22 protein-coding genes and 1 tRNA gene are annotated in these 22,916 nt (G+C 26.2%); 13 read left to right on the top strand and 10 right to left on the bottom strand.

Annotation, left to right across the window (positions count from 1 at the left end):
• Positions 1-78 precede the first annotated feature (78 nt).
• Positions 79-1,677: an AAA family ATPase gene (locus BABL1_RS02995; protein WP_023792217.1), complete on the top strand. Its 1,599-nt coding sequence runs from the start codon at positions 79-81 to the stop codon at positions 1,675-1,677.
• A 71-nt stretch (positions 1,678-1,748) separates the two neighbouring features.
• Here BABL1_RS02995 and BABL1_RS02990 read toward each other — a convergent pair whose 3' ends face one another.
• Positions 1,749-1,973, bottom strand: coding sequence for a hypothetical protein (locus tag BABL1_RS02990; RefSeq protein ID WP_023792214.1), 225 nt, complete (start codon positions 1,971-1,973; stop codon positions 1,749-1,751).
• A 222-nt stretch (positions 1,974-2,195) separates the two neighbouring features.
• Between BABL1_RS02990 and aspS the strand changes: the two genes are divergently transcribed.
• The gene (aspS, locus tag BABL1_RS02985; RefSeq protein WP_023792212.1) at positions 2,196-3,965 is read left to right on the top strand and encodes an aspartate--tRNA ligase; all 1,770 of its coding nucleotides are present in this window, start codon (positions 2,196-2,198) and stop codon (positions 3,963-3,965) included.
• A gap of 44 nt (positions 3,966-4,009) precedes the next feature.
• Here the strand turns inward: aspS and BABL1_RS02980 are convergent, their stop codons facing one another.
• Positions 4,010-4,237 (bottom strand): hypothetical protein, encoded by a 228-nt coding sequence (locus BABL1_RS02980; RefSeq protein ID WP_044601169.1) that lies wholly within the window; start codon positions 4,235-4,237, stop codon positions 4,010-4,012.
• A gap of 187 nt (positions 4,238-4,424) precedes the next feature.
• Positions 4,425-5,876, bottom strand: coding sequence for an Asp-tRNA(Asn)/Glu-tRNA(Gln) amidotransferase subunit GatB (gene gatB / locus BABL1_RS02975; protein ID WP_023792209.1), 1,452 nt, complete (start codon positions 5,874-5,876; stop codon positions 4,425-4,427).
• A 247-nt stretch (positions 5,877-6,123) separates the two neighbouring features.
• Between gatB and BABL1_RS05445 the strand changes: the two genes are divergently transcribed.
• The 5 genes from BABL1_RS05445 to BABL1_RS02955 all read left to right on the top strand — a co-directional run bounded on the left by BABL1_RS05445 (position 6,124) and on the right by BABL1_RS02955 (position 9,615).
• Entirely contained in the window at positions 6,124-6,357 is a 234-nt protein-coding gene (locus BABL1_RS05445) for a hypothetical protein (protein ID WP_146617289.1), read from the top strand.
• A gap of 50 nt (positions 6,358-6,407) precedes the next feature.
• A complete protein-coding gene (locus BABL1_RS02970) occupies positions 6,408-6,953 on the top strand; it encodes an ankyrin repeat domain-containing protein (protein WP_023792206.1) in 546 nt (181 codons plus the stop codon).
• Between the two features lie 517 nt (positions 6,954-7,470).
• On the top strand, positions 7,471-8,280 hold the full coding sequence (locus BABL1_RS02965; RefSeq protein WP_023792203.1) for a ParA family protein: 810 nt from the start codon (positions 7,471-7,473) through the stop codon (positions 8,278-8,280).
• A 10-nt stretch (positions 8,281-8,290) separates the two neighbouring features.
• The gene (locus tag BABL1_RS02960; RefSeq protein ID WP_023792200.1) at positions 8,291-8,650 is read left to right on the top strand and encodes a hypothetical protein; all 360 of its coding nucleotides are present in this window, start codon (positions 8,291-8,293) and stop codon (positions 8,648-8,650) included.
• A 74-nt stretch (positions 8,651-8,724) separates the two neighbouring features.
• Positions 8,725-9,615: a hypothetical protein gene (locus BABL1_RS02955; protein WP_023792197.1), complete on the top strand. Its 891-nt coding sequence runs from the start codon at positions 8,725-8,727 to the stop codon at positions 9,613-9,615.
• Here BABL1_RS02955 and BABL1_RS02950 read toward each other — a convergent pair.
• On the bottom strand, positions 9,607-11,124 hold the full coding sequence (locus BABL1_RS02950) for an Rne/Rng family ribonuclease (protein WP_023792194.1): 1,518 nt from the start codon (positions 11,122-11,124) through the stop codon (positions 9,607-9,609). The two genes, BABL1_RS02955 and BABL1_RS02950, sit on opposite strands and share 9 nt — an antisense overlap.
• A 177-nt stretch (positions 11,125-11,301) precedes the next feature.
• Between BABL1_RS02950 and BABL1_RS05505 the strand changes: the two genes are divergently transcribed.
• The 3 genes from BABL1_RS05505 to BABL1_RS02940 all read left to right on the top strand — a co-directional run bounded on the left by BABL1_RS05505 (position 11,302) and on the right by BABL1_RS02940 (position 13,828).
• Complete coding sequence (locus tag BABL1_RS05505; protein WP_023792192.1) at positions 11,302-11,460, top strand: hypothetical protein; 159 nt, start codon at positions 11,302-11,304, stop codon at positions 11,458-11,460.
• 284 nt (positions 11,461-11,744) lie between these two features.
• Positions 11,745-12,686, top strand: a complete 942-nt coding sequence (locus tag BABL1_RS02945) for an OmpA family protein (protein WP_023792189.1) — start codon at positions 11,745-11,747, stop codon at positions 12,684-12,686.
• Between the two features lie 74 nt (positions 12,687-12,760).
• A complete protein-coding gene (locus tag BABL1_RS02940; RefSeq protein ID WP_023792187.1) occupies positions 12,761-13,828 on the top strand; it encodes an HD domain-containing protein in 1,068 nt (355 codons plus the stop codon).
• Between the two features lies 1 nt (position 13,829).
• Here BABL1_RS02940 and BABL1_RS02935 read toward each other — a convergent pair whose 3' ends face one another.
• From BABL1_RS02935 to BABL1_RS02920, 4 genes are all read right to left on the bottom strand, one after another.
• Positions 13,830-14,819 carry an ankyrin repeat domain-containing protein gene (locus tag BABL1_RS02935; protein ID WP_023792184.1) on the bottom strand — a complete coding sequence of 330 codons (990 nt, stop codon included), beginning with the start codon at positions 14,817-14,819 and terminating at the stop codon, positions 13,830-13,832.
• Positions 14,820-15,010: 191 nt separating this feature from the next.
• On the bottom strand, positions 15,011-16,390 hold the full coding sequence (mnmE, locus tag BABL1_RS02930) for a tRNA uridine-5-carboxymethylaminomethyl(34) synthesis GTPase MnmE (RefSeq protein ID WP_023792182.1): 1,380 nt from the start codon (positions 16,388-16,390) through the stop codon (positions 15,011-15,013).
• 7 nt (positions 16,391-16,397) lie between these two features.
• The gene (locus tag BABL1_RS02925; protein WP_023792180.1) at positions 16,398-17,012 is read right to left on the bottom strand and encodes a Jag N-terminal domain-containing protein; all 615 of its coding nucleotides are present in this window, start codon (positions 17,010-17,012) and stop codon (positions 16,398-16,400) included.
• Positions 17,013-17,108: 96 nt separating this feature from the next.
• Positions 17,109-17,184 (bottom strand) — tRNA-Gly (locus BABL1_RS02920).
• A gap of 210 nt (positions 17,185-17,394) precedes the next feature.
• On the opposite strand from BABL1_RS02920, the gene BABL1_RS02915 reads away from it, so the two are divergent.
• The 3 genes from BABL1_RS02915 (at position 17,395) to BABL1_RS02905 (ending at position 20,680) form a co-directional block, all read left to right on the top strand.
• Positions 17,395-18,612, top strand: a complete 1,218-nt coding sequence (locus tag BABL1_RS02915; RefSeq protein WP_023792178.1) for a hypothetical protein — start codon at positions 17,395-17,397, stop codon at positions 18,610-18,612.
• A gap of 36 nt (positions 18,613-18,648) precedes the next feature.
• Positions 18,649-19,239, top strand: coding sequence for a Holliday junction branch migration protein RuvA (gene ruvA, locus BABL1_RS02910; protein WP_023792175.1), 591 nt, complete (start codon positions 18,649-18,651; stop codon positions 19,237-19,239).
• 121 nt (positions 19,240-19,360) lie between these two features.
• On the top strand, positions 19,361-20,680 hold the full coding sequence (locus BABL1_RS02905; protein WP_023792172.1) for an alanine/glycine:cation symporter family protein: 1,320 nt from the start codon (positions 19,361-19,363) through the stop codon (positions 20,678-20,680).
• Between the two features lie 12 nt (positions 20,681-20,692).
• On the opposite strand, the gene BABL1_RS02900 is transcribed toward BABL1_RS02905, so the two are convergent.
• Both BABL1_RS02900 and BABL1_RS02895 read right to left on the bottom strand, forming a co-directional pair.
• Positions 20,693-21,790, bottom strand: a complete 1,098-nt coding sequence (locus BABL1_RS02900; protein ID WP_023792170.1) for a hypothetical protein — start codon at positions 21,788-21,790, stop codon at positions 20,693-20,695.
• Positions 21,791-21,811: 21 nt separating this feature from the next.
• Positions 21,812-22,861, bottom strand: coding sequence for a hypothetical protein (locus tag BABL1_RS02895; RefSeq protein ID WP_023792168.1), 1,050 nt, complete (start codon positions 22,859-22,861; stop codon positions 21,812-21,814).
• Between the last annotated feature and the right edge of the window lie 55 nt (positions 22,862-22,916).

Below are 22,916 nucleotides of genomic sequence, written 5' to 3'. Positions count from 1 at the left end.
TATAACATTTTTTAACTGCTTTATAAAATTTAAATTATTTTTATAAAGCAGTTATGCGTTTTTAGGAGCTTTAAAATCATGAAAATAAATTTTAAAAAAATATACTTAGGGTTATTATTGCCTACGTTAATTATTAATATAAGTTTTCAACAATTACAATCTATGCACGAATTTACTTTCGATAATGCTATGCCTTCATATAGTTTGAATTTAGGAGTTCTATGGAATATGACAAAGGATACTGTTAAAGCTGGCTTGAATAAATTATCTCATATAGACATAAGTCATTATAATTCAGATATAGATTTGCTAAAATCTGCTTATAGTTTTTGTTTGGGAGCTCCTAGACAAGTACCTAATGTTATTGAAAATATCAGAACTTATAATGTCCATCAACTTATAAGACAAGGGTTTAGAAGTTTTATTAATACCCCCGAAGTGAAATTACTCCAATATAGTCCTACATTAAGAGGAATTGCTAATAGTAATAACAGAAGAGTAGCGCTACAAACTACACAAGCTGTTGTAAGGAATATTCCTAGATACACTTTTCCTAATGTAATAGCAAGAAATTTAGCTTCAAATTTTACACAAGGAGCAAGTGAAGGTATTCAAGGAGCAGTTGTAGCTTTAAATGGTACTGTGGTAAATTTAAACGGTACAGTAGATAATCTTAAAGATCTTAATAATCAGATACATAATAATTACAAAAATGCTGTAAAATATACAGCTCTCGCTGCTATAGGTACAATTGGTTCTTATTATGGTATTAAATATCTTTATAACAAGTTTAATAATATTACAAAGCCTAAGTTGGTTACAGATTATTTCATTTTTGGTTTTTATGATCTTGTTAAATCTAAATTTGTTTCACCTATAGAGCCTGAATTAAGAGAGATGATTTTTCCTAAAGATATTGCCAATAAGGTTGATCATATAATAGAGTCGACAAAAAATATATCAAAGCAATTGTCTGATAATAAAATCGATATTAAGTATAACAATCTTTTATTGTCGGGCCCTTCGGGTACTGGTAAAACTATGTTATCTCAAGAGCTAGCAAAACGGTCTGGTATGAGTTATGCTTTAGTTAATGGGTCTTCTTTTTCAAAATTTAGCGAAAAAGACAGTATAAATGAAATGGACATTCTTTTTTCTTGGGCAAATAAAAGTAAAAGAGGATTACTTCTTGTTATTGATGAAGCGGATGCTTTTCTTTATAAGCGTGAGAATATGAAATCTAATAGTAAAGATTATAAGTTATTAAGTAATTTTTTAAGTCATACTAGTAAGTTAAGTGACAAAATTATGATTGTTTTATGTACTAATTATAAAGATCGTCTTGACAATGCTATTCTTAGTAGAATGGGAATTTGCTTAGAATTACCATTGCCTGGAGAGATAGAAAGAGCTAAGGTTTTGGCTTTATATAGAAATAAAATGCTTTTAAGTGCTGCCTATAATAGTAATGAGTTTATTGATTCAGTAAATTCTATTTTGACTGATACTAAAATAAACAGTATAGCTCAGCTAGCTCAAGGACTTTCAAATAGAGATTTAGAGAATATAATTAACTTTATTAAAGTGCAGACTATGTCTAAAGAAGATCAAGTTTTAACTCAAAATATAGTTGATGATGCAGTTAATATAATGTTGCAAAAATATAAAGATAAATAGTAAGTTGATTGAAAAATATTAAACAGTTTGTCTACAAATCCTAGACAAACTGTTTAATGAATAAACTAAGCTTATTTCTTTGCTTCTGCAGTTTCAGTAGCTTCTGTAGTTTCTGGTTTTGTTATATTATTTTCTTTTCCTTTTAAATTTTTATTTTCTGTATTTTCTTTAGCTTCTTGAACTGGGCATCTATATTCTGGCTTAAAAGCGTTTTTAAAATAATTTGTTGAGTATAAATTGCTCATGCTTAAAGAAGCTATAGCAAGTAATAGAATATTAAAAACTTTTATTTCCATTTTATTTTCTCCTTAATATTGTATATTATTAATATTTTAACTATTTTTTAGTCAAAAAATCAATATTTTTTATTAAAGCAAGATAATTTATTTTGAGATAAATATTAATATTTGTAAACATATTTTGTCTTTGTTTTAATTTCATCGTGACTAAATTAATGTTAATGTTAAAATAATAATAATGAATAGATATAAAATATTATAAATTTTATAGAGGAAATTATGAATTGCTTTGAGCGTACAACTGGCTGTGGTCTAGTTGATGAGAAATTTTTGAATAAAGTAATTACTTTATCTGGTTGGGTTAATAAACGTCGAGATCATGGAAATCTTATATTTATAGATTTAAGAGATAGATCAGGTATTATGCAAATAGTTTTTAATCCTGTTCAATCTCAGAATTCACATAATATTGCTCATACTTTAAGAGCAGAATATGTAATATCTGTTACAGGTAAAGTTGTAATGCGTGAGCCAGCTACTGTTAATAAAGAGCTTAGTACTGGTAAATTTGAGCTTCAAGTTGATTCTATAGTTATACTTAATAAGTCAAAGCTTTTGCCATTTTCTTTAGAAGAAGCTGATGATGTGGATGAAGAATTAAGATTAAAGTATCGTTATCTTGATTTGCGTAGACCTTCTATGTTGAAGAAGTTAGAAATCAGACATAAAATTATATTTGCGTTTCGTCAATTTTTAGATTCTGAAGGGTTTTATGAAGTTGAAACTCCAATTTTAACTAAAAATACAGCTGAAGGAGCTCGAGAATTTTTAGTACCTTCAAGAGTTCATAAGGGATATTTCTATGCTTTACCTCAGTCGCCACAACTTTATAAGCAAATTTTAATGGCTTCAGGGGTAGAGAAGTACTTTCAAATAGCTCGTTGTTTTCGTGACGAAGATTTAAGAGCAGATAGACAGCCAGAGTTTACTCAACTTGATTTAGAGATGTCATTTGTAAATGAGATCGATATTCAAAACCTTATAGAAAGACTTTTGAAATACATATTTAAAGAAATATTAAATATAGATATTAATTTACCTCTTAACAGAATTACTTATGACGAGGCTTTTAAATTATATGGTTCTGATAAACCTGATCTAAGATTTGATATGCCTATTTATGATCTTACTGAACTATTTGAAAATACTGAATTATATTTTTTAAAAAATGTAATTGATCAAAAGGGTAGGGTCGGAGCAGTTAAAGTTTCTAATTATCATTTTACAAGATCAGAGCTTGATCAACTTACTGAACAGGTTAAAAAAAGTGGCTCTCAAGGGCTTTTATGGATCAGAATTAATCAGGATGGAGAGTTAGAGTCTCCGGTATCTAAGTTTTTACCTAAAGATTTTGTTGATAATTTAAGAAAAATTATACCAGATATTATGTTTGGTGATACTATATTTTTAATAGCAGGACAATACAAAGATAGTTGGTCGAATTTAGGACGTTTAAGACTAGGGCTTGCTCAAAAACTTAATTTGATAGATTATAATCAAATAAATTTACTTTGGGTTACTGATTTTCCTTTGCTGGAGTATGATGAGAAAGAAAAAAGATGGTTTTCTGTTATGCATCCCTTTACTTCACCTCAACCCGGATGGGAAAATAAAAGACCTGAAGATATAAAATCTCGTGGTTATGATATAGTTTTTAACGGTGTAGAACTTGGGGGCGGTAATATCAGAATACATAATTCTGAAGTGCAAGAGAAAATATTTGAATTTTTAGGATTTGATAAATCTGAGATGAATAAACAATTTGGGTTTCTTTTACAAGCCCAAGAACTAGGATTTCCTCCTCATGGCGGAATCGCTTTAGGGGTTGATAGACTTGTAATGTTACTGTTAAAGTGTCAATCTATACGAGATGTAATTGCTTTTCCTAAAACTCAAAGTGGTCATGATCCTATGATGGATGCGCCTACTGAGGTTTCTCAAAATAAATTACTGGATTATGGATTAAAAATAGTAAAAGAAAATAAATAAGATTAAAAATGAAAAGTCTCATACGAGACTTTTCATAAATTATATTATCTTAAGCCACATCTTGAGCGTGAATCTTTATCCCATTGTTTACAGTAGCATATATTACTATTGGGATCATAGACTGGATTATCGCTAAGCGTTTTGCCCCTAAAATCGCATTTAGCAGAACAATAACAGATTGCTGCATTATGACATATATTAGCGTTTAATAAATTAAAGCATAGTAGATTAAGCGTTAGGAATAGTAAAGATTTTTTTAAAGATATAAGCATATTTTCCTCATATATTAAATTTTTATAATTTCATTATTAATTTAACATATTTTGTTTCAAATGTTCAATAATTTGGTTTAAAAATTCAATTAAGTTTCTCATTAAGATGCTTATACTTGTTTTAGAGAAAGATTTTTTTTATTGGTAAAATAGAGTAGTAATATTACTACTCTATTTTATTTAGTTATCAATCAAGATATTTTTTAAGTAATTCGTTTAGTATTTGTGGATCTGCGTTTCCTTGAGTTTTTTGCATAGCTTGTCCAACAAAGAATCCAAATAATTTAGTTTTGCCTGATTTATATTGTTCTACTTGTTTTGGATTAGCTTCTACTATCCCTTTAATTATCTTTTCTAGCTCTGCTGTATCCTCTATCTGTTCAAGTCCTTTTTCTTTTACTATATCTATTGGATCTTTAGTCTCATCTTGGCTCATGATTTCAAATATTTCTTGAGCGGCTCTATTATTAATTAGATTTTTATCATATAAATCGATAAGTTTTGCAAGCCGTTTAGGAGTAATTTTGCATTGGTTAAGTGGAATTTTCTGTTCTTTAACTGTTGAAAGAAGATTTCTTAAAATCCAATTAATTAAATGCTTACTTTGAGTATATTTTGAGGCTTCTTCATAATAGCTAAGAAGTTCTGTATCATTTACCAGGATTTCTGCTTCTGCTTGAGTTAATCCATTTTTTGATACTAGTATTTCAAATTTTTGATTTGGTAATACAGGTAGATTTTGTTTTATATTATTTATTTCTTCTTGTTCAATTTTGATGTATGGTAAATCAGGATCGTTAAAATACCTATAATCTGCTGCTTCCTCTTTGTTTCTCATTACTACAGTTTTTTTCTTATTAGTATCCCACAATCTTGTTTCTTGAATGACTCTTTGACCGGATTCAAGCAATTCTATTTGACGTTGTATTTCATATTCAATAGCGTCGCCAATAAATTTAAAAGAGTTGATATTTTTGAGTTCGCATTTAGTCCCTAGAGTTTGAGTATTTTTTTTCCTAACGGAGATGTTAGTATCAGCTCTAAATGCTCCTTCTTCCATGTTTGCAGTACTAATTTTTAAATATAGCATTATAAGTCTAAGTTGTTTTAAGTATTCTTTTGCTTCATATGAGCTTGATATTTCAGGACCGGTTACTATTTCAAGTAAAGGTGTTCCTGCTCTATTTAGATCTACAAAACTCTCGTTGTATTGACCATGAATATTTTTACCTGCATCTTCTTCTATATGAATTCTAACAATTGGTATATTTTTTATACTATTGTCTTCTAATCTAATTTGCACATAACCATTAGAGCATATAGGTATGTAATTTTGTGTTATTTGATAATTTTTTGGTAGATCCGGATAAAAATAATGCTTTCTATCAAATTTAGATATGTAAGCTATATCGCAATTAGTGCCAAGACCTGCTTTAATAGCACTAGTAATAACCTCTTTGTTCATTACAGGTAATGTACCTGGTTGTCCTGTACAAATTTGACATATGTTTGTATTAGGATTTTCGCTAAAATTATTATTACAAGGGCAGAAGATTTTGCTTTTTGTGTTTAATTGTACATGAACTTCTATACCTATATTTACTTCGTAATTATTATAAGCTAATTTTTTGTCAATCAATTTTTTACTCCTATGTTGAATAAAATTATATTAAATAATTTAACATAAAATTACTCTTTGTTGTATTAATTTATTTTGTATTTAAATTTATGTAAGTTAATAGCTTAAATAATTAATTTAAACAGAATTGTTTTATTGTCTATTGCGAATATATTGAATTTTTATTAAACAACTATTGCAAAATAGTATGATAAAATTTTATTATAATAAAAAAATAGTAAATATTAATAAAATGATTGTGAGACCTATGAGAATAAAAAAATTATTTTTTAAAATATTGACGGTTCTTAATTTATCTATAATGTTATATTCTAATTTACCTGCAGCTTGTTGTGGCGATGTGCAAAGAGGAGAAGGGCCTTATATGTGTCCTAACCCTAGTTGTAGTTGGCAAAGAAGTGATAGAAGATGTAACGATTCCAGTGAATGTTGTCCAGGGTACTACTGTTCCGGGTTTGGTTATTGTGAACCTTGTAGGTAATTATTGAGAAATAGATTTTGGTTATTAACTTAATTTTTTATTTATAGAAAATGAAAAAACCTATAATATTGATTATAATAAATACTTTGCTAATATTTTCCAGACTTTTTTCTATGCAATCTGCTGATGTTATTAGGGATTATTTGAATTTAAGTTTATCTGATATAATTAATATTTTAATAAAAAATCAAACCTCAGATATAAATTTATTAAATTTTTTAGATCTTATTCTAATTAAATCTATACAAGAATCTAATATAAAGATTTTAAAATATATGATAAAAGATCTGAAATTAGATATTGATAAATTATATTATGATTTTACTCCTTTAATGATTGCCTCTTTAGAAGGTAGCGACGAAATAGTAGAAAAGCTTCTTGAGTGGGGAGCTAATCCTAATGTGCAGAATAGCTTAGGAGATACTGCTTTAATTTATGCTGTTCAAAATCGGGATTCTTTAATAACTGCTTTACTATTAAAAAACAAAAAAGTAGATAAAAATCTTCAAAATAAAGAAGATAAAATTGCTTTAGCTTATGCTACTTCTTTTCCTGAAATAAAGTATTTATTCAATTACTATAAATGCAATAAATAATTAAATTTAAGTATTATATCCAAATTATTTAAATATAATAGATTAAGTTAATTAAGTATTTATTGCATTTAACATTTATCTTAAAAGTAATTGATCTCTTAATGTAGTTTTTTTAATGAAAATTATTAAAAGTAAGTTATTTTGCTAAATATTAAATTTGTTTATTTTAATCTATTTATTTACTTTATTACTTATCTAAAAATATTAGATTTATTATGAATGTTATATTTATTGTAAATTAAGTAATTATTATTTGAGTTAATTACTGGTATTTATTTTATATATATAGTTTGCTGTTTATTACTTTTTTATTAATTTTGTTCAAATTATTAAAATATATACATTATATTAAATTGTTTAATTTATTCTTAAGATTAATTTTAATTAAAATACCTCTTTATATTAAATTAAATAAATATTGATAAAACCCTTAATAGTGGTATATGTTCTCATTATGATTTTTAATTTTAATATTATATTTTAATTATTTAAGTAAATATAATAAAAGGAGATGTTTATGAGAAAGATTGCAATTATTAATCAAAAAGGTGGTAGCGGAAAAACTACAACTTCTGTGAATCTGTCAGCAGCTTTAGCGCATTTAGGTAAAAAAGTACTTTTAATAGATTTAGATCCTCAAGCATCCGCTACTTCTTGGCTAGGTGCTCCTACTACCGAAAAAGATTTAGTCAAAGTTATTCTTGAGAATGTAAATATAAATAATATTATAAAAGATAGTTATCATGAAAATATAAAACTGGTAGCTTCTTCTTCATGGCTTATTACTCTTGAAAAGCAGCTATTTAATGAAGTAGGTGCAGAAACGATATTAAAACAAAGATTAGAAGTTTTAGATTACAATAAATGGGATTATGTAATTATAGATTGTCCTCCTACCTTAGGTTTGATTACTATTAATATATTAAATGCTTGTTCTGAGGTCATAGTACCTGTTGAGTCAAGAGTTATGGCTCTTGCTGGATTAGTTCAACTAATGCAGACAATAGATGTTGTAAAATCAAGATTAAATAGCAACCTAAAAATCGCAGGAGTTGTTGCTTGCCGTGTTGATTTAAGAACTAAACATTCAAAAGAAGTTCTTGATGAACTTAAAAATAAATTTAGTAGATTAGTTTATAATACTATTATTAGAGAGAACATAAGATTATCTGAAGCTCCTTCTTTTTGTAAAACTATACTTGAATATGATCATCTTTCAAATGGAGCTAAAGATTATGTAGAACTGGCAAAAGAAGTAATAAATCAAGAAAATATTTTATTTACATCTCAAAACAATAAAAATAGTAATCTTAATATAAGTATTTAGAGGTATTTAGATGAGCAAATTAATTAAGCAAAAGACTATAGGCATTAATCCTCTTGATGAGTATCTTTCATATAGTTCAAACTTAGAAAATAAAGAAACTACCAATAGCATTGATATGCAACAAAATAAAGATAATAATATTGATTTAATAGTGAAATCGACTATTAAAAAAGAAAGAATAACTTTACATATTTCTTCTGATATTATTAACAAAATAAAAAATGTAGTTTATTGGGAACCAGGGCTTACAATGGCAGCTTTTGCTGAACTAGCTCTTTATAAAGCTTTAAATGATCTAGAGCAAGAAAGAGGAGAGCCTTATCCTGAGAGAAAGACTCATAATTTAAGATTAGGGCGTCCAATAAAGTAGAAAATTGTCACCTGAGATATAATAATCTCAGGTATACTTTAAATGTCTGGAGTAAGTAATTAATTGGAGAGACTTTGATACTTAATATTTATATATTCAGTAAATTAGATTTTATAAAAATTTTAATATTAAATTTATTTTTGATAAATACTTTTTATCCTTGTTTTTTAAGCTTTCAATCTAGTGAAATAATCTATTCAAATGAACAATTTCAATTATTTAACCACTTACCTGCAGATATTTTTTTACATATTATTAATTATTTTGATTTAGAAGATTATGAGTATAATATTTTAAAGGAACATTATTTAGCACAGTTTAAAGCTACAGTTATTATTACTAAAAAAGCTGATGAAGCTCTGATTAGATTTTATGTAAGATCATTAAACCTTAAAAATCTATATCAAATGTCTAAAATATTAGGTCAAAAATATAAAAAATTAAATCACAATTTTCCTCATTATCAAGTCTTACTTAAATCTTATGATAAAATTTTATTAGAATTTAATAATTTATATAAAGAGTATGAAGACTTTCATAATTTATTTAAAAGCTATTTTTTCAAGAACAAATTTAATAAATTTAAAGAAAAATTTAACAGTTATGTAGACCATAAAATTTTAAAAGAGAATAGCTCAAGAGAAAAAAAGATTAATTACAGTAAAGCTCTAATTATATTATATTCTCTTAAAACTGATTTAAAACTATTGATATTTAAAAAATTTTTAAGGTCAAGCATAGTATTATGGCATATTTTTTTTATATTACTATCACCCCTTTGTTTATTGTTTTACGATAAAGATCTAACTTTTGCTATTTCTACCTTTTTATTTATATCTTTATCAGCAACTTTGAGGATAAAAAATAATCTTTATCCTAATATTTATCAAAGTCCTGTTGATGAAACTTTATTAGAATTTGATAAAATAATTGATGATGTTAATAATACAATAAAATTACTTTAAATACTCTAGCTTATAAGCCTCTATTCCATTTAGATCTTTTGATATTAACGTTATTTTTGATTTATAATTTTTTTCAAGTTGTAGAATCGAATTATATTCATTATTAGTGATATAATGAAATATCGAAGGATGTAAAGTAAGTAATATATTAGTTCCTGGTTTTCTTTTTTCTAGTTCTTCTTTTATTTTTCTTAAAATAGCAAAAGATTCATTTTGTATTGATTTAGTAAAGCCAAGACCGTGACAATTTGAGCATTGATTAGTTAATTGCTGTATAAGTGTTTTGCCTGATCTTTTACGTGTCATTTGAACAAGTCCGAATTCTGATATTTTGAGTAAAACCGATTGAAACTTATCTTTTTCTTTAAGAGCCTTTTCAAAATGTCTGAATAGTTTTTGTTTGTTTGCATGGTTAGACATATCGATAAAGTCAATTACGATAAGACCGCCTATATTTCTTAATCTTAGTTGTCTTGTAATTTCTTCAGATGCTTCGATATTAGTTTTCAATATTGTTTCTTCTAAGTTCGATTGTCCTGTATATCTACCGGTATTAACGTCCACAACTGTCATTGCTTCAGTAGTTTCTATTACTATTGAGCCGCCTGATTTTAAATATACTTTCTTTTCAAGTGCTTGTTCTATTTGCTTTTCAATATTATATTTTTCAAATAAGCTTGGAGGACCTTCATAATATTTTATTTTATGAGTATATTCTGGAGCAATTTGTTTAACGAATTTATATATTCTGGTTTGTGCATCTTTATTATCGGTTATAACCGATTCTACGTCATTATCTAAATAATCTCTCACTACTTGAAGAGATAAATCTAAATCTTGATAAATTTTTTCTTTAGGATTTGCTTCTTTAAATTTTCTTTGAATGATGTTCCAATTTTCTATTAAATAATTTAAATCCTGTAAAATTTCACTTTCGTTTTTAAATTCTGATGTAGTTCTTATTATGACGCCCATAGATTTTGGTAAATTATTAAGAAGAATCTCTTTTAATCTTTGTCTTTCGTCTTTTGATTCGATTTTTTTTGATATACCAATACGTGGTATATTTGGCATTAAGACTAGAAAGCGTCCTGGCAAAGTAAAGCAAGTGGTAAGCTTAGCGCCTTTTTCATAAACAGGTTCTTTACTGACTTGTACTAATATAGTTTCGCCTTCTTTTAGTATTTTGCTTATATCAGGTTGTTGATATTGTTCTGGTTTTTGTTCTTCTTCATCATCGATATTTTCAAGGTGCTCATTTAATTCCATTTTTTTAATTGAGAGATCCCTATCTATTTCTGATATGTGTAAGAATCCCGCTCTTTCTTGGCCTATGTCAACGAATGCTGTTTGTATTCCTGGAAGAACTTTAGTTATTATACCTTTGAAAAAGCTTCTTTCAAGTGGTTCTATATTCTTAGACCAAAAGTATATGTTTTGAAGCTCATCATCTTGTGTTATGGCAACCCTGGTTTGCCATGTGTCTTCATTTATTAAAATTTTTTTCATTTTTTATTTAATTCTTTTTCAATACTATAAATTTTATTATCACTTTATATTTTATAAATTTAATATAACACATAATATACTTTTGTTGTAATTTAAGTAGAAAAATAATAAAAATTGTGATACATTGCTTGAATAAGTTTTAAAAATTTAGTTATTTTGATAATTGAGGTAAATTTTGTGACCAAAATTTTGACTTTAGTTGTATTAAAGATTATAAAATTTTTATTTAACGCAGAAAATAAAAATTTAGTAAATATAACTATTTATTTACCTAATCAATTAAGAATAATATCTGTAGATTCTATAAAATTTTTAAGTAAAATTATTTCAAGATAATAAATCTTTTAATGAAATTGGTCAAGATTTATATAAATATAATTAGAATCTAACTTGAAATTTTTTTTAAATAGTTTAATAAGTTTTAGTTGAGGTATTGAAAACTATTGCTAAATATTTTTAAATGGTAGAGTATTTATTGATAGAAATTATCTAAAACTAAATTTTTATGTTTATAAGTAAAGAAAATTAGGAATTTAATAATTTCGGTTTACAAGAAAAGAAAAGTTAAATATTAATTATAATAGGTAAATTGTCAAATTTTAAAACATATGGGAGTACATATGAATAAAAAATTTTTATTTCTATTAATTGCATTACCGACTATTCCTGCTTGTTTCTGGAGAAGAAGTCCAGTAAATAATTGTATAGTTAGTGAACCTGCACCTGTGGAAATTGTAGAACCCTGTAACGATTATAAATATAATGCGGAAGTTCAATCTTATCAACCAAGCTGTCAAGATACTCAATATGTAAATTTAGCACCTGAGACTCAATGCTTTGATAATTTAGTTGAAGCTGATGAATATGAATATGAGCCTTTAGTTGCTGAAAGTCATGATTTAGGATATTTATATCAAGATGAAGATGACTGTGATGAATATGAATATGAGTATGCTGATGAAGATGATTATGAAAATGCTCCTATTGAAAATGTAGAATATAAAGCTGATTATGGCGATGATTATGAGCCACAATATGCAAATCAAGAAGATGCTCAAGATTTAGATTATACTCAAACAGAAGAAGAGCTTGAAAACGATTATGAGCAAGATCAAGATAATAATGATCATGAAGAAGAGTTTGAAAATGATGAACAAGAAGATAGTGATGAAGATGATGATTTAGAATTAGGAGATCTTGCTGAATTAGAAGAGCCTGGATTTAAAGAAATTATTTTTAATTTTAACGAAAAAGAAATTAAAAATGATCAAGAGGAAATGTTAAAAAATAATTTAGGTAAGATTAAACAGCTTGCTCTTTCAGGACATAAGATAGTAGTTGAAGGCCATGCTAATCAAACCCCTGATTCAGAAGATAATAATTTGACCATTTCTCGTCAAAGAGCTGAATCTGTTGCTAATTATTTAGTTCAGAACGGAATTGACCAGGAAGATATTCAAATATTGGCTCATGGTAGCAAAATGCCTTTAATTGAAGAAAATGGTATAGAAGGTCAATCACTTAACAGCCGCGTTGAGATCTATTCTTATAAAGAAGCATAGTAAAGTTTTTTAATGTAAGCCGCTATTAATATATGCGGCTTTTTAATTTTTTTAGTTTATTGAGATAAGTAAGTATGTTTAGTAAATTTAAAATATCAATCTATTTTGTTCTTATTCTTTTATTTAATTTAGGGTTTTCCCTTGATAAACCTGATCATATAATTGTTGATACTGTTTATGGTACAGAAATGATTTCGGATCCGGTTATTATTGATTTAATTAATAATTATTATTTTCAAAGATTAAAAAGAGTAAACCAGTATGGAGTTGATTTTTATATTTATAAGCCTGAAGAATATACAAGATATGATCATTCTTTAGGAGTGTTCTTGCTTTCAAGAAAGTATGGAGCTTCACTTAAAGAGCAAGTTGCTAGTTTATTACATGATGTATCTCACACAGCTTTTTCTCATGTGGCAGATTTTTTATTTAATAAAGCTGATTCTAAAGATTCATACCAGGATGACATTCATTACGAATTTATAAAAAATACTAGCTTAAAAGAAGTTTTAAAAAAACATGGATTTAAGATTAAAGATATAGTACATAAAAGTAAAAGCTTCAGACGGCTAGAGGCTGATATACCTGATATATGTGCTGATCGTCTTGAATATAATCTTTATGGAGGCCTTTTAGAAGGGTTAATTAATAAAAATGATATTAATTCTATACTTGAAAATTTAAAATTTGAAGATGGACAATGGTTTTTTATAAATAGTTATTATGCAAGAAAATTTGCTGATATTACAATCTATTTAACTAAATATAGGTGGGGCTCTCACGATAATGCTGTACGAAATACTTTATTTGCTAATGTTTTAAAAACAGCGGTAGAAATTAAGCTTATAGACTTTAAAGATATTTCTTATGGGTTTGATGATGAGATTTGGTCTAAACTGCTATTATGTGATGATCCTTTTATCAAAAAAGGCATTGATAAACTAGTAAATTTTAAGAATAGCTTTGTAGTAAATAGAGAAAATTTTGATTTATTTTTAAAACCTAAATGTCGAGCTGTAGATCCTTTAGTAAAAATTGGTAATAAATTAATACGCTTAAGTTCTATAGATCAAGAATTTAAAACAAGATTAGATTATCTGAAAGATTTGTTATCTCAAGGTCTTTGTATAAAATTTATTTAACTTACATTATATGTTTTTTTATTTTATGATTCTCTAAACTATTAGATCTTCTTGAGCTAAATCCACATCTATCACATGTAAATCGCTCAGGGGAGTTGCTTTTTTTATGAATTCTTTTAATGTGTAAATCCAATTTTGATTTACTGGTAAAAGTTTTTGCACAGCTAGGATATGTGCATGTGTTATGAACTTCTTTTGTGTGTTTGGTTAAACGTATTGTATATTTTGTTTTAAATTTACAATTTTTAAAGTCACATGTAAGAAAATTGTTTTCTTTTTTACTAAAATTACCTAAGAATTCAAAAATTTTAGGTTGTCTTTTTTTAGTTTCATAATCATTAGTAAGATCATAAAATTCGCGTTCTAACTCAGCTTTATTTTCAATAGCTTCTGTTTTTGATTCTGTTTCACTTTCAGATAAAGATATTTGTTCATCATCTAAAAGTGCAAATAAAGTATTAATATCTTGGGCTTCTATATAAGATTGATTTTGCTCTACAGTTTGAAAATTTTCTTTGTCGTTATCCGAATCAGTGTCAATTTCTTCTTCATCATCTATAAGTTTAAATCCTCCATCTTCTTCAATAGATTCTACTTGAGCAAGGCTTGTTTTTTTACTATTTAAATGATTGCTAAAAGTTTCTTTTATTTGAGAAAAATTAGGGCTTTGGGTAGCATAATCAAGAGCGGTTTTATTATAAGCATCTTGAATAGTTAAATCAGGATTTTGTTGTAATAAAAGAGAGATAAGATCTAAATTGCCACTTTGACAAGCAAGCATTAAAGCGGTTTTGCCAAAAGTATTTTGAGCGTTGATATCAGCACCTAATTCTAAGGCTTTAAGAGTGCTGTTAATATTATTATTTTTAACAAACATTAATAAAGCATGATTAATAGGTGAATATGATTGATCATTATCGATTCTCATTGACAATGATATATTACTTACTAAAAGTATAGTAATGATTAATGATTTTATTATAAATTTCATAAGATTAACCTTTAAATATATAATTATATTTTGTTATTTGAATAACATTTTTATTATTTTGTATATATTATATATTTTAGTCATAATATCATATTTGTCAATATTTTGAACTAGCATTAATAATAGCTATTTAAAGTTCTATTTTAAATTAGGCTTATAGATTGTTAATGAGAAGGGTGATTTGTATTGAGTTATTTACCTACGCAAAATTCTTTAAATACCATATCAAGACCAGCTTCGCTTACAGTTTTACCTGTAAGATCAGATATAGTTTCGATAATATTATTTAAATGATAGGCAACTAGTTCATGATGAACCATATCATTATTAAACATCTCTATAACTGTATTAATTTGATTTTCAATATTAATCAAATTATTGAAATGTCTCTTGTTGAGTAAAAATGGTGATTCTATAGAACTAAATAATTCTAAAATTTTAAGTTCTATATTTTGTTCTAGAGTATTAAAGTTTTCTTTTGTATTACTAGAAATCTTTATGGGCTTATGAACGTCAAAAATTCTATTTAACGAAGTTTTATTTTCTAAGTCGATTTTGTTTGCAATCAATATGATCTTTTTTGAATATTGATTAAGAAGTTCTTTATAAACTTTTTCTTCTTCTTGATTTATTTCTCTTGATTGATCAAATATTAGAAGGATAATATCTGCTTTTGCAGCTTCTTCAAAGGATTTTTTTATTCCTTCTTGCTCTATAATATCATCTGTTTGACGCAATCCAGCAGTATCTATTAAAGTACAATAATTGCCATTTAGATATATTCCTGATTCTATTGCATCTCGAGTAGTGCCTGCTATATTTGTAACAATTGCTCTTTTTTGATTAAGTAAGTTGTTAAATATAGATGATTTTCCAGCATTGACAGAACCGATTAAAGCGATACGTATACCTTGTCGAATTTGTTGTTGTTCATCAAAAGTCTTTTTTAAAATTTTTATATCTTTGACTAATTTTAATAAATGGTCTTTTATCTGTTGATTGAAATTTACTTCTTCATCTAGAAATTCAAATGTTGCTTGGCTCCATGCCAGAGTTCTTATGAGTTCTTTTTCTAGTTTATAAATCCAATTGGAGAAACTACCTTGTAATTGTGATAAAGATTTTTTTAAGGCTAGCTGTGTATTGGCATGAATGAGCTCATTGATAGCTTCAGCTTGGATTAGATCGATTTTGTCATTTAAAAATGCTCTTTTAGTGAATTCGCCTTCTTGTGCTAATCGAGCTCCATGCTTTACGGCTTGAGATATTATCTTTTGAATTATAAAAGGATTATTATGACAAGTTATTTCTATGGTATTTTGTCCTGTAAAAGTTTTTGGACCATCCATTATTATGAACATAACTTGATCTATTTTATTGTTTTGGTCATCGATTACAAAGCCAAAATTTACAGTTCCAGATGACAAATTTTCTATGTTATTATTCGGTAAGTAAGATATTTTAGATACCACTTCTCGTACGTTTGATCCACAAAGTCTTACTAAAGCTATAGCGCCTTTGCCATTTGGAGTGCATTGAGCAATTATTGTTTCTTGATCTCTTGTTAACATGTTACTTTTAAAAACCAACAAATATAATTCTATATCCTTTTAGAGGTCTTCTGTATTGTTTCTTGAGCATTTGTAACATTAAAGTCGATAGACTTGAAAATAATTGTTTCTCTTTAGTTTTGTCTAAAAAAATAGGATTTTGGAAGTATATTTTTAGATGAAAATTGTCTTGAGTAATCGAAAAATTAATCTTATCTTCTTGTTTGTCATTAATATCTGATAATACTTGTTCGAGCCAATTTGTGATTGTGCCCATCATTTGTTGGGTCCATATAGATTGGCTTGGTTTTTCTGAGTTATGTTTCTTTGTTTCTTTTTTATCTAATTTTTCAAGATTACTGTTACTATTTTTTTGTTCTAATTGTTCTTGTTCTTTAATTTGAACAGACGATTTTGGTTGTTGCTTGTTTATAATTACAGGTTTTTCTCTCTTTACTTCCTGATGTACTTTATTATCGCTAAAGAAGATACCAATTTTAGCTGATTTTATAGTTATGCCAAAGAAGTTTTTCTTGGGCTCTTCAAATATTTTCACTGAAAATTCTTTGGGTTTGCCTGCTTTTAACCACCCGTTTTCTATAGCTTTTGATATAGAGGAAGCTTCTTCTATAATAGATTTCATTTTTTACCTTAAAATGCTTAAAAATATAATTTTCAAATTAGAAAGATCAGACATAAATGGTGATGGATTTATCATGATAATTTAGATTATTAAATCTGGAGCGGGAAACGGGACTCGAACCCGCGACCTTTGCCTTGGCAAGGCAACGCTCTACCAATTGAGCTATTCCCGCATATTTAAATTAATAATATCATAAATAATTCTTTTGTCAATTTTAAGTATAAATCTAGGTTAAATTATCATTGATAAATTTATAAGTAAATTTCTTTGTTATAATAAATATAAATAAAATAAACATATTAATTCATTGGCATTTCTTGATAAAATATGCTATTATTAATAATAAATAATTAAGTTTCTAATTTAATAAAGAAAGTTTTTTATGAAAATTAATTTATGCCTTTTAAAGGCTTTAATTTTTGCTATAACTACTAATGTTACTCAGGCTATGGTGTTAGATTTATTTGAACTTAGTAATGGCCTGACAAGTTATACTAATATTCTTGAACATCAATCAAAATCCTTTTTGTTAAGTAAATTTTTAAAAAACAAAACTTTTAAAAATATTTTAACTGAAGATCAAATAGATAAACTTCATGTTAATCCTAGTCAAACTATTCTCTTATCTTTTGATGAGGATAAAGATATTTATCAATTAAGGGTATTAAATCAGTCTGGCCTTTCATGTGGGTATCATGCTATTAAAAATTATCTTTGGATGCTTAAATCCTTAAATTCTTCGTTAGATCGATTTGGAAAATGTTATTTTGCAATGTTAAGTGAAGATTTATATAACAAATATCAATCAGAAACCGGTTGTCCACCTCGCGAATCCATAGCTCCTTATCAAGATGCAGTAATTAATAAAATTAAGAATAATGAAATTACTTGTGCTTTTGATAATCAAAATCCCTGTATACCAAAGGAAAGCAGTAAATATATTAATGATTTCTTATATATAGCATTCTCAGTTTATGGAGGTAGCTCCTTTCTTCAAGACATAGAAAAAGTAGCAAAAGAAATTATTATAGATTTAGAATCTGTCAATTCAGATTATAATCAATTTGCTTATGAAGTTGCTGTTTTATCTGGTAATAATACTTTGTTGGATACTTTATATAGAAGATCTAATGAATTTTTAACAAATAGTGATTTTGTTTTAGGCATTAACTTTAATGTGTGGACTTCAATGGATCATGCTGTTTGTTTGATAGTTAATAAAGTGCAAAATAATGAGGAGTATTTATTTTTAGATTCTTTGAATAAAGATTTCAAAACTGCTTATCAAGGAAGGTACTTACAAGCTATAGATACTATTAAATCTTTTTTATCTAGAAAAGATTATTATGAAAATGCCTTAGTTAGATACACTTATGTAACTATAAAATATTATATCGATAAATTTTTTACTACCAATAAAGCAGGAGTAATTAGAATTTTTAATACGCATTTGCCAAAAATTAATAGATTTAATTTGAAAAATAATAATCTGTATATTAATGTTTATAAAAAACATTTTATAGACTTAATAAATAATTATAAAAATCAAAATATTGATCAAACTGAGCAATATGATAGACTCTTGTCTGAGATAGTTTAAAACTATTAAAATATTATAATATTCAAGAAAATAATAATGATCAACTATTTATCAGGAATAGTTAGTAACATAGAATCTCAAGTTATTACTATTAAAAATTGCGGATTTGGTTTTTTGGTATCGGTTCCAAATGAAACAATTTATGCTATTAATCAAGAAGTTAATTTGGAAATATATTTTTATTGGAGTCAAGAAAATGGGCCACAATTTTTTGGATTTGAATCTAAATCTCAAAGAGATATATTTTCTTTATTAATAAGTTGTTCTGGTGTAGGTCCTAAATTGGCACTTTTGATATTAAGTCAAATGAGTCCTTCAGATTTTTTGAATGCTATTGTTTTTGCTGATGTTAAAGCATTGAGTAGTATTAATGGTATAGGATCTAAAAAGGCTGAAATGCTGATTATGCAACTTAAAGATAAAGTTGATAAAATTTCCTATTCCAAAGATAAAGATGTTGCGATTACAAAGTTAAAAGAAGTTTCTGATGTTTTAACCTCTTTAAATTATTCAAAACCTGAAATTTCTATTGCTTTAGATTCTATAAAAAAAGATCCTAATTTCTCTAATTTTACTTTTGACGAGCTGTTGCGAAAATCTTTATCTACTTTGGTAAAAAAATATTGATGGTAACTCTATCAGTTTGACGCTTCTTAACTATTCTGTTAATATCAGTTTTATAAAATTAAAATCTATTTTCTATATTAATTAATACTAAATTTAATTTAATATTAACTTTGGAAGTATTATGAATGTTCTTTTATCTTGTTATTCTTTTATTTTAAACTTTCACTCTTATTTGGCAGTTCCTTCAGTTATTATATTTTTGAGTGTTGCTATTATTTTAACTATCAAAATGGGATTTCCTCAGTTTAGAGCTTTTACAAGATTTAAAGAATTATTAAAGAATGGGGTCAAAGAACAATATAACTCAAAAGTTAACAGTATTAGTCCCATGCAGGCTTTATTTACTTCTCTTTCGACTACAATTGGTATAGGCAATATTGTTGGACCTTCCATTGCTATAAGTTTAGGAGGACCTGGAGCTCTTTTTTGGTTAATAGTTTATATATTTCTTGGTTCTGTTACTAAATTAGTAGAAGTAACTTTTGCTGTTTATTCCCGAAAAGTTTCTCAAAATGGCAACATAGTAGGTGGTCCTACTCAATATTTAAGTATGATTAATCCATATTTAGGTAAGTGGTATGCGATTTTAACTATTTTTTTATTTACTATCTGGTCTAGCATTCAAGTTAATACTATTTCTTGTATAGGTTATACTGAAGGTATTCCTAAATGGATAACTGGATTAGTTGCTGTTTTAATTTTGCTATTTGTTCTTTTGGGGGGAGTTAAAAGAATTAGCTCTATTTTAAGTAAACTGGTTCCCTTTTTATTCATTATTTATTTTGTTTTTGCTCTTTTTATACTATTTAAAGATATTAATGCATTGATTAATGCTTTTAAAAGTATTTTATTATGTGCATTTTCTAGTAATTCAATATGTGGCGGTATTCTTGGTATTTCATTTTTTAATGCGTTAAAAGAAGGAACTTACAAGGGGATATTTATAACAGAATCTGGTCTTGGTACTTCTTCTATTGCTCATGCATTATCAGATGTTAAAAGGCCTGTAGATCAAGGTATTTTGGCTATGTATTCAAGCTTTACTAACATTGTTCTATGTTTACTTTCAGGTCTTATTACTCTTGTGACAGGAGTTTGGTCTTCTAATGAAATAACCAATACTTTAGTATATCAAGCATTTAAAATGCATTCTCCTTCTTTTGTAATTCAAATTATTTTAATTATGAGTTTGTTTCTTTTTGTTATTACATCTTTAATAGGAAATACTTTTAATGGGGGTCAAAGTTTTGCTGCTGTAACTAATGATAAATATATGAAAGTATATTATATAATAGCAAGTATAGTTGCATTTTCGGGAGCTCTTGCAAAAATGACATTTTTATGGAATCTGATGGATGTAGTGTTAGCCTTTGTTGCTATCTTGAACTTAACCGGATTGTTAATTTTAGCTTTTAAGCATAGTGATGTATTGAAGATTTAATTTGATACTATCTTAGGCATTTTGAATTAGTAATTCTTTATTACTTATTTTATTAAGCATATCTTGAAAATCCATAGAGCTATCTATAATTTCTTTTGGAGTTTCTGTGTTTGAAAAGTTTAATTCTTGAAATATTAAATGTTTTAAAAGTAAATTATTGTCTTTTAATGCTTCAGTTATTAGTAATTTTAAAAGATTTTCTTGTTTAGCTTCTTTATTTTTTACTAAAGTATATAACTTTATTAAGTAAAGATGATCCATGAAATAGTAATAGCCTCTTACTGATGCTATAGTTTTAACTTTTTTGATTAAGCCTTTAATTTCTGTCTCAGAAAAGTGCTCTATTATTTTTTTATCTGAATACAATTTATTATAAAATACGCTAAAAGCGATCTCATAATTTTTTATTAAACCACTTTTTATAAAATTTATTATATTGATGTCATTATAATTAGAAACCATGTTGATTAATAATATATTTACTAATGGATGAGTAGCATTTTTTGATAAATCTGAGATATAAATATTTGTTTTTTTTTGATCAAATTTTAAGCTTGAATAGATTCTTATTAACATTAATTTTGCTTTTATATCTGATTCATTGACTTTTAATGCATTTATATAAGAGTCTTCTAAAATTTCTATTTCTTTTTCAAAAAGTATCTTAACAATACGCGGACAGTATTCATATACTTTAATAATTATCGATAAAGAAGAATCTAGAGAAAAATATTCTATTTGTTCGGTAGATATTATTTCTTGAAATACTTTTAAGTAGTCACTATTATCAAGAAACATATCTAATTTGTCTATTAATTTAAGACTGTTAGTTATATCTTGAATGCTATGTATTTCTATGGAGGTTAAAAATAGTTCTTTTAATCTTTGAGGTAATTCTCTTGATTCAATCTCTCTTACTTTATGTATGTATTCTTCTAAATCATAATTAACATATTCAATTTTGATATTTTTATTTAAAATATATTTAGTACATTGATATACTAAGTTTTTTGGTTGGAAATAAATATATTTATTTTTTATCTCATTTTCAGAATTGAGTCCTAAAAAGTAAAGATTAATTAATATTATTTTATAGATTCTATTTAACATTTGTTAGAGCTTTATTAGTTTTTATTTACTATTTTGACAATTATAATAGGTTTGAAACTTTTTTACTATGTTTTTCATTAAATCGCAATTATATTCATATTGCGCTAAATATAGTTCATTTTGATAAATATGGTATAGTTTAGTATATGCAAGATAGCATCCCCCTTTAAGAGAATTATTAAGGTACTTATAAGCTTTTATTTTATTGTCTTTTAAGAGATTATAGAGTCCTAGATAAAAGAATCCACGACTTTTAATTACTTTGTGATTACTATTTATTAATTCTTTAAAATATTTTGGAGTAACCTCTATTATGTTTTTAGGGATTTCTTCTGTTAAGCATAATTCATAACATTTTATTAGTGCTTTTCCTAATAACATATAAGACATTAGATATTGACTATTAAGTGTTTTTTCTAAATGTACCATTGCATTATGTAAATCTAAATTTTCTATCTTCATATTGGCAAGTATTAAGTGTATTTCCGGACAATTATACTTTATAGGTAATTGAGAAAATTTGTTAAATTCTGACATGTTTTTGTTAATTACACTTATGAATGACAAAATAGTTAAATCTTTTATATCGTTATAGTTGTTATAAATTTTTTTAAGTATCTCTAATTCTATGCTAAATATATTATTAAGTTTAAGTTCATTTACTAATGTGCTTATGATAGCCAGAGAAGGTTGCCATGTAAAAAATTCTTGAGGGATGGAGATGATACGTTCTTTTAGGAAATTGCTTTCTTCCTTATTTAAAATATTATCTATTTTATCTATGACTTCTAATGCTATTTTTATTATGTTTAGGTTGTACTTTGGTATTAGATCTATAAATTTTTCTTGAAGTTGTTTTGGTAATTTTCTTGAGTATATTTTTTTATACTTTTCCAAGTATTCTTCTAGGTCTTTGTTTATTTGAAGTGATTTTTCTATTTTATCAGAATTATTTGTGATAAATATTGCTGTTTGCTCTAACAAACTCTTTGGTTGGTATATAATTTCTGATAATAAAGGTTTAAAATATGAAATAACTAGTGACAATAGACATTTAATAATACTTTTCATATTATCTCCAATTTTGAGTTGGTATTTTTTATGTCTTATCAAAAGCTGATTTATA

The sequence above is a fragment of the Candidatus Babela massiliensis genome (genome assembly GCF_000513475.1).
Classification (GTDB): domain Bacteria; phylum Babelota; class Babeliae; order Babelales; family Babelaceae; genus Babela; species Babela massiliensis.
Note: the sequence above shows the minus strand (reverse complement) of the source record. Positions and strands in the feature narration are given on the sequence as shown.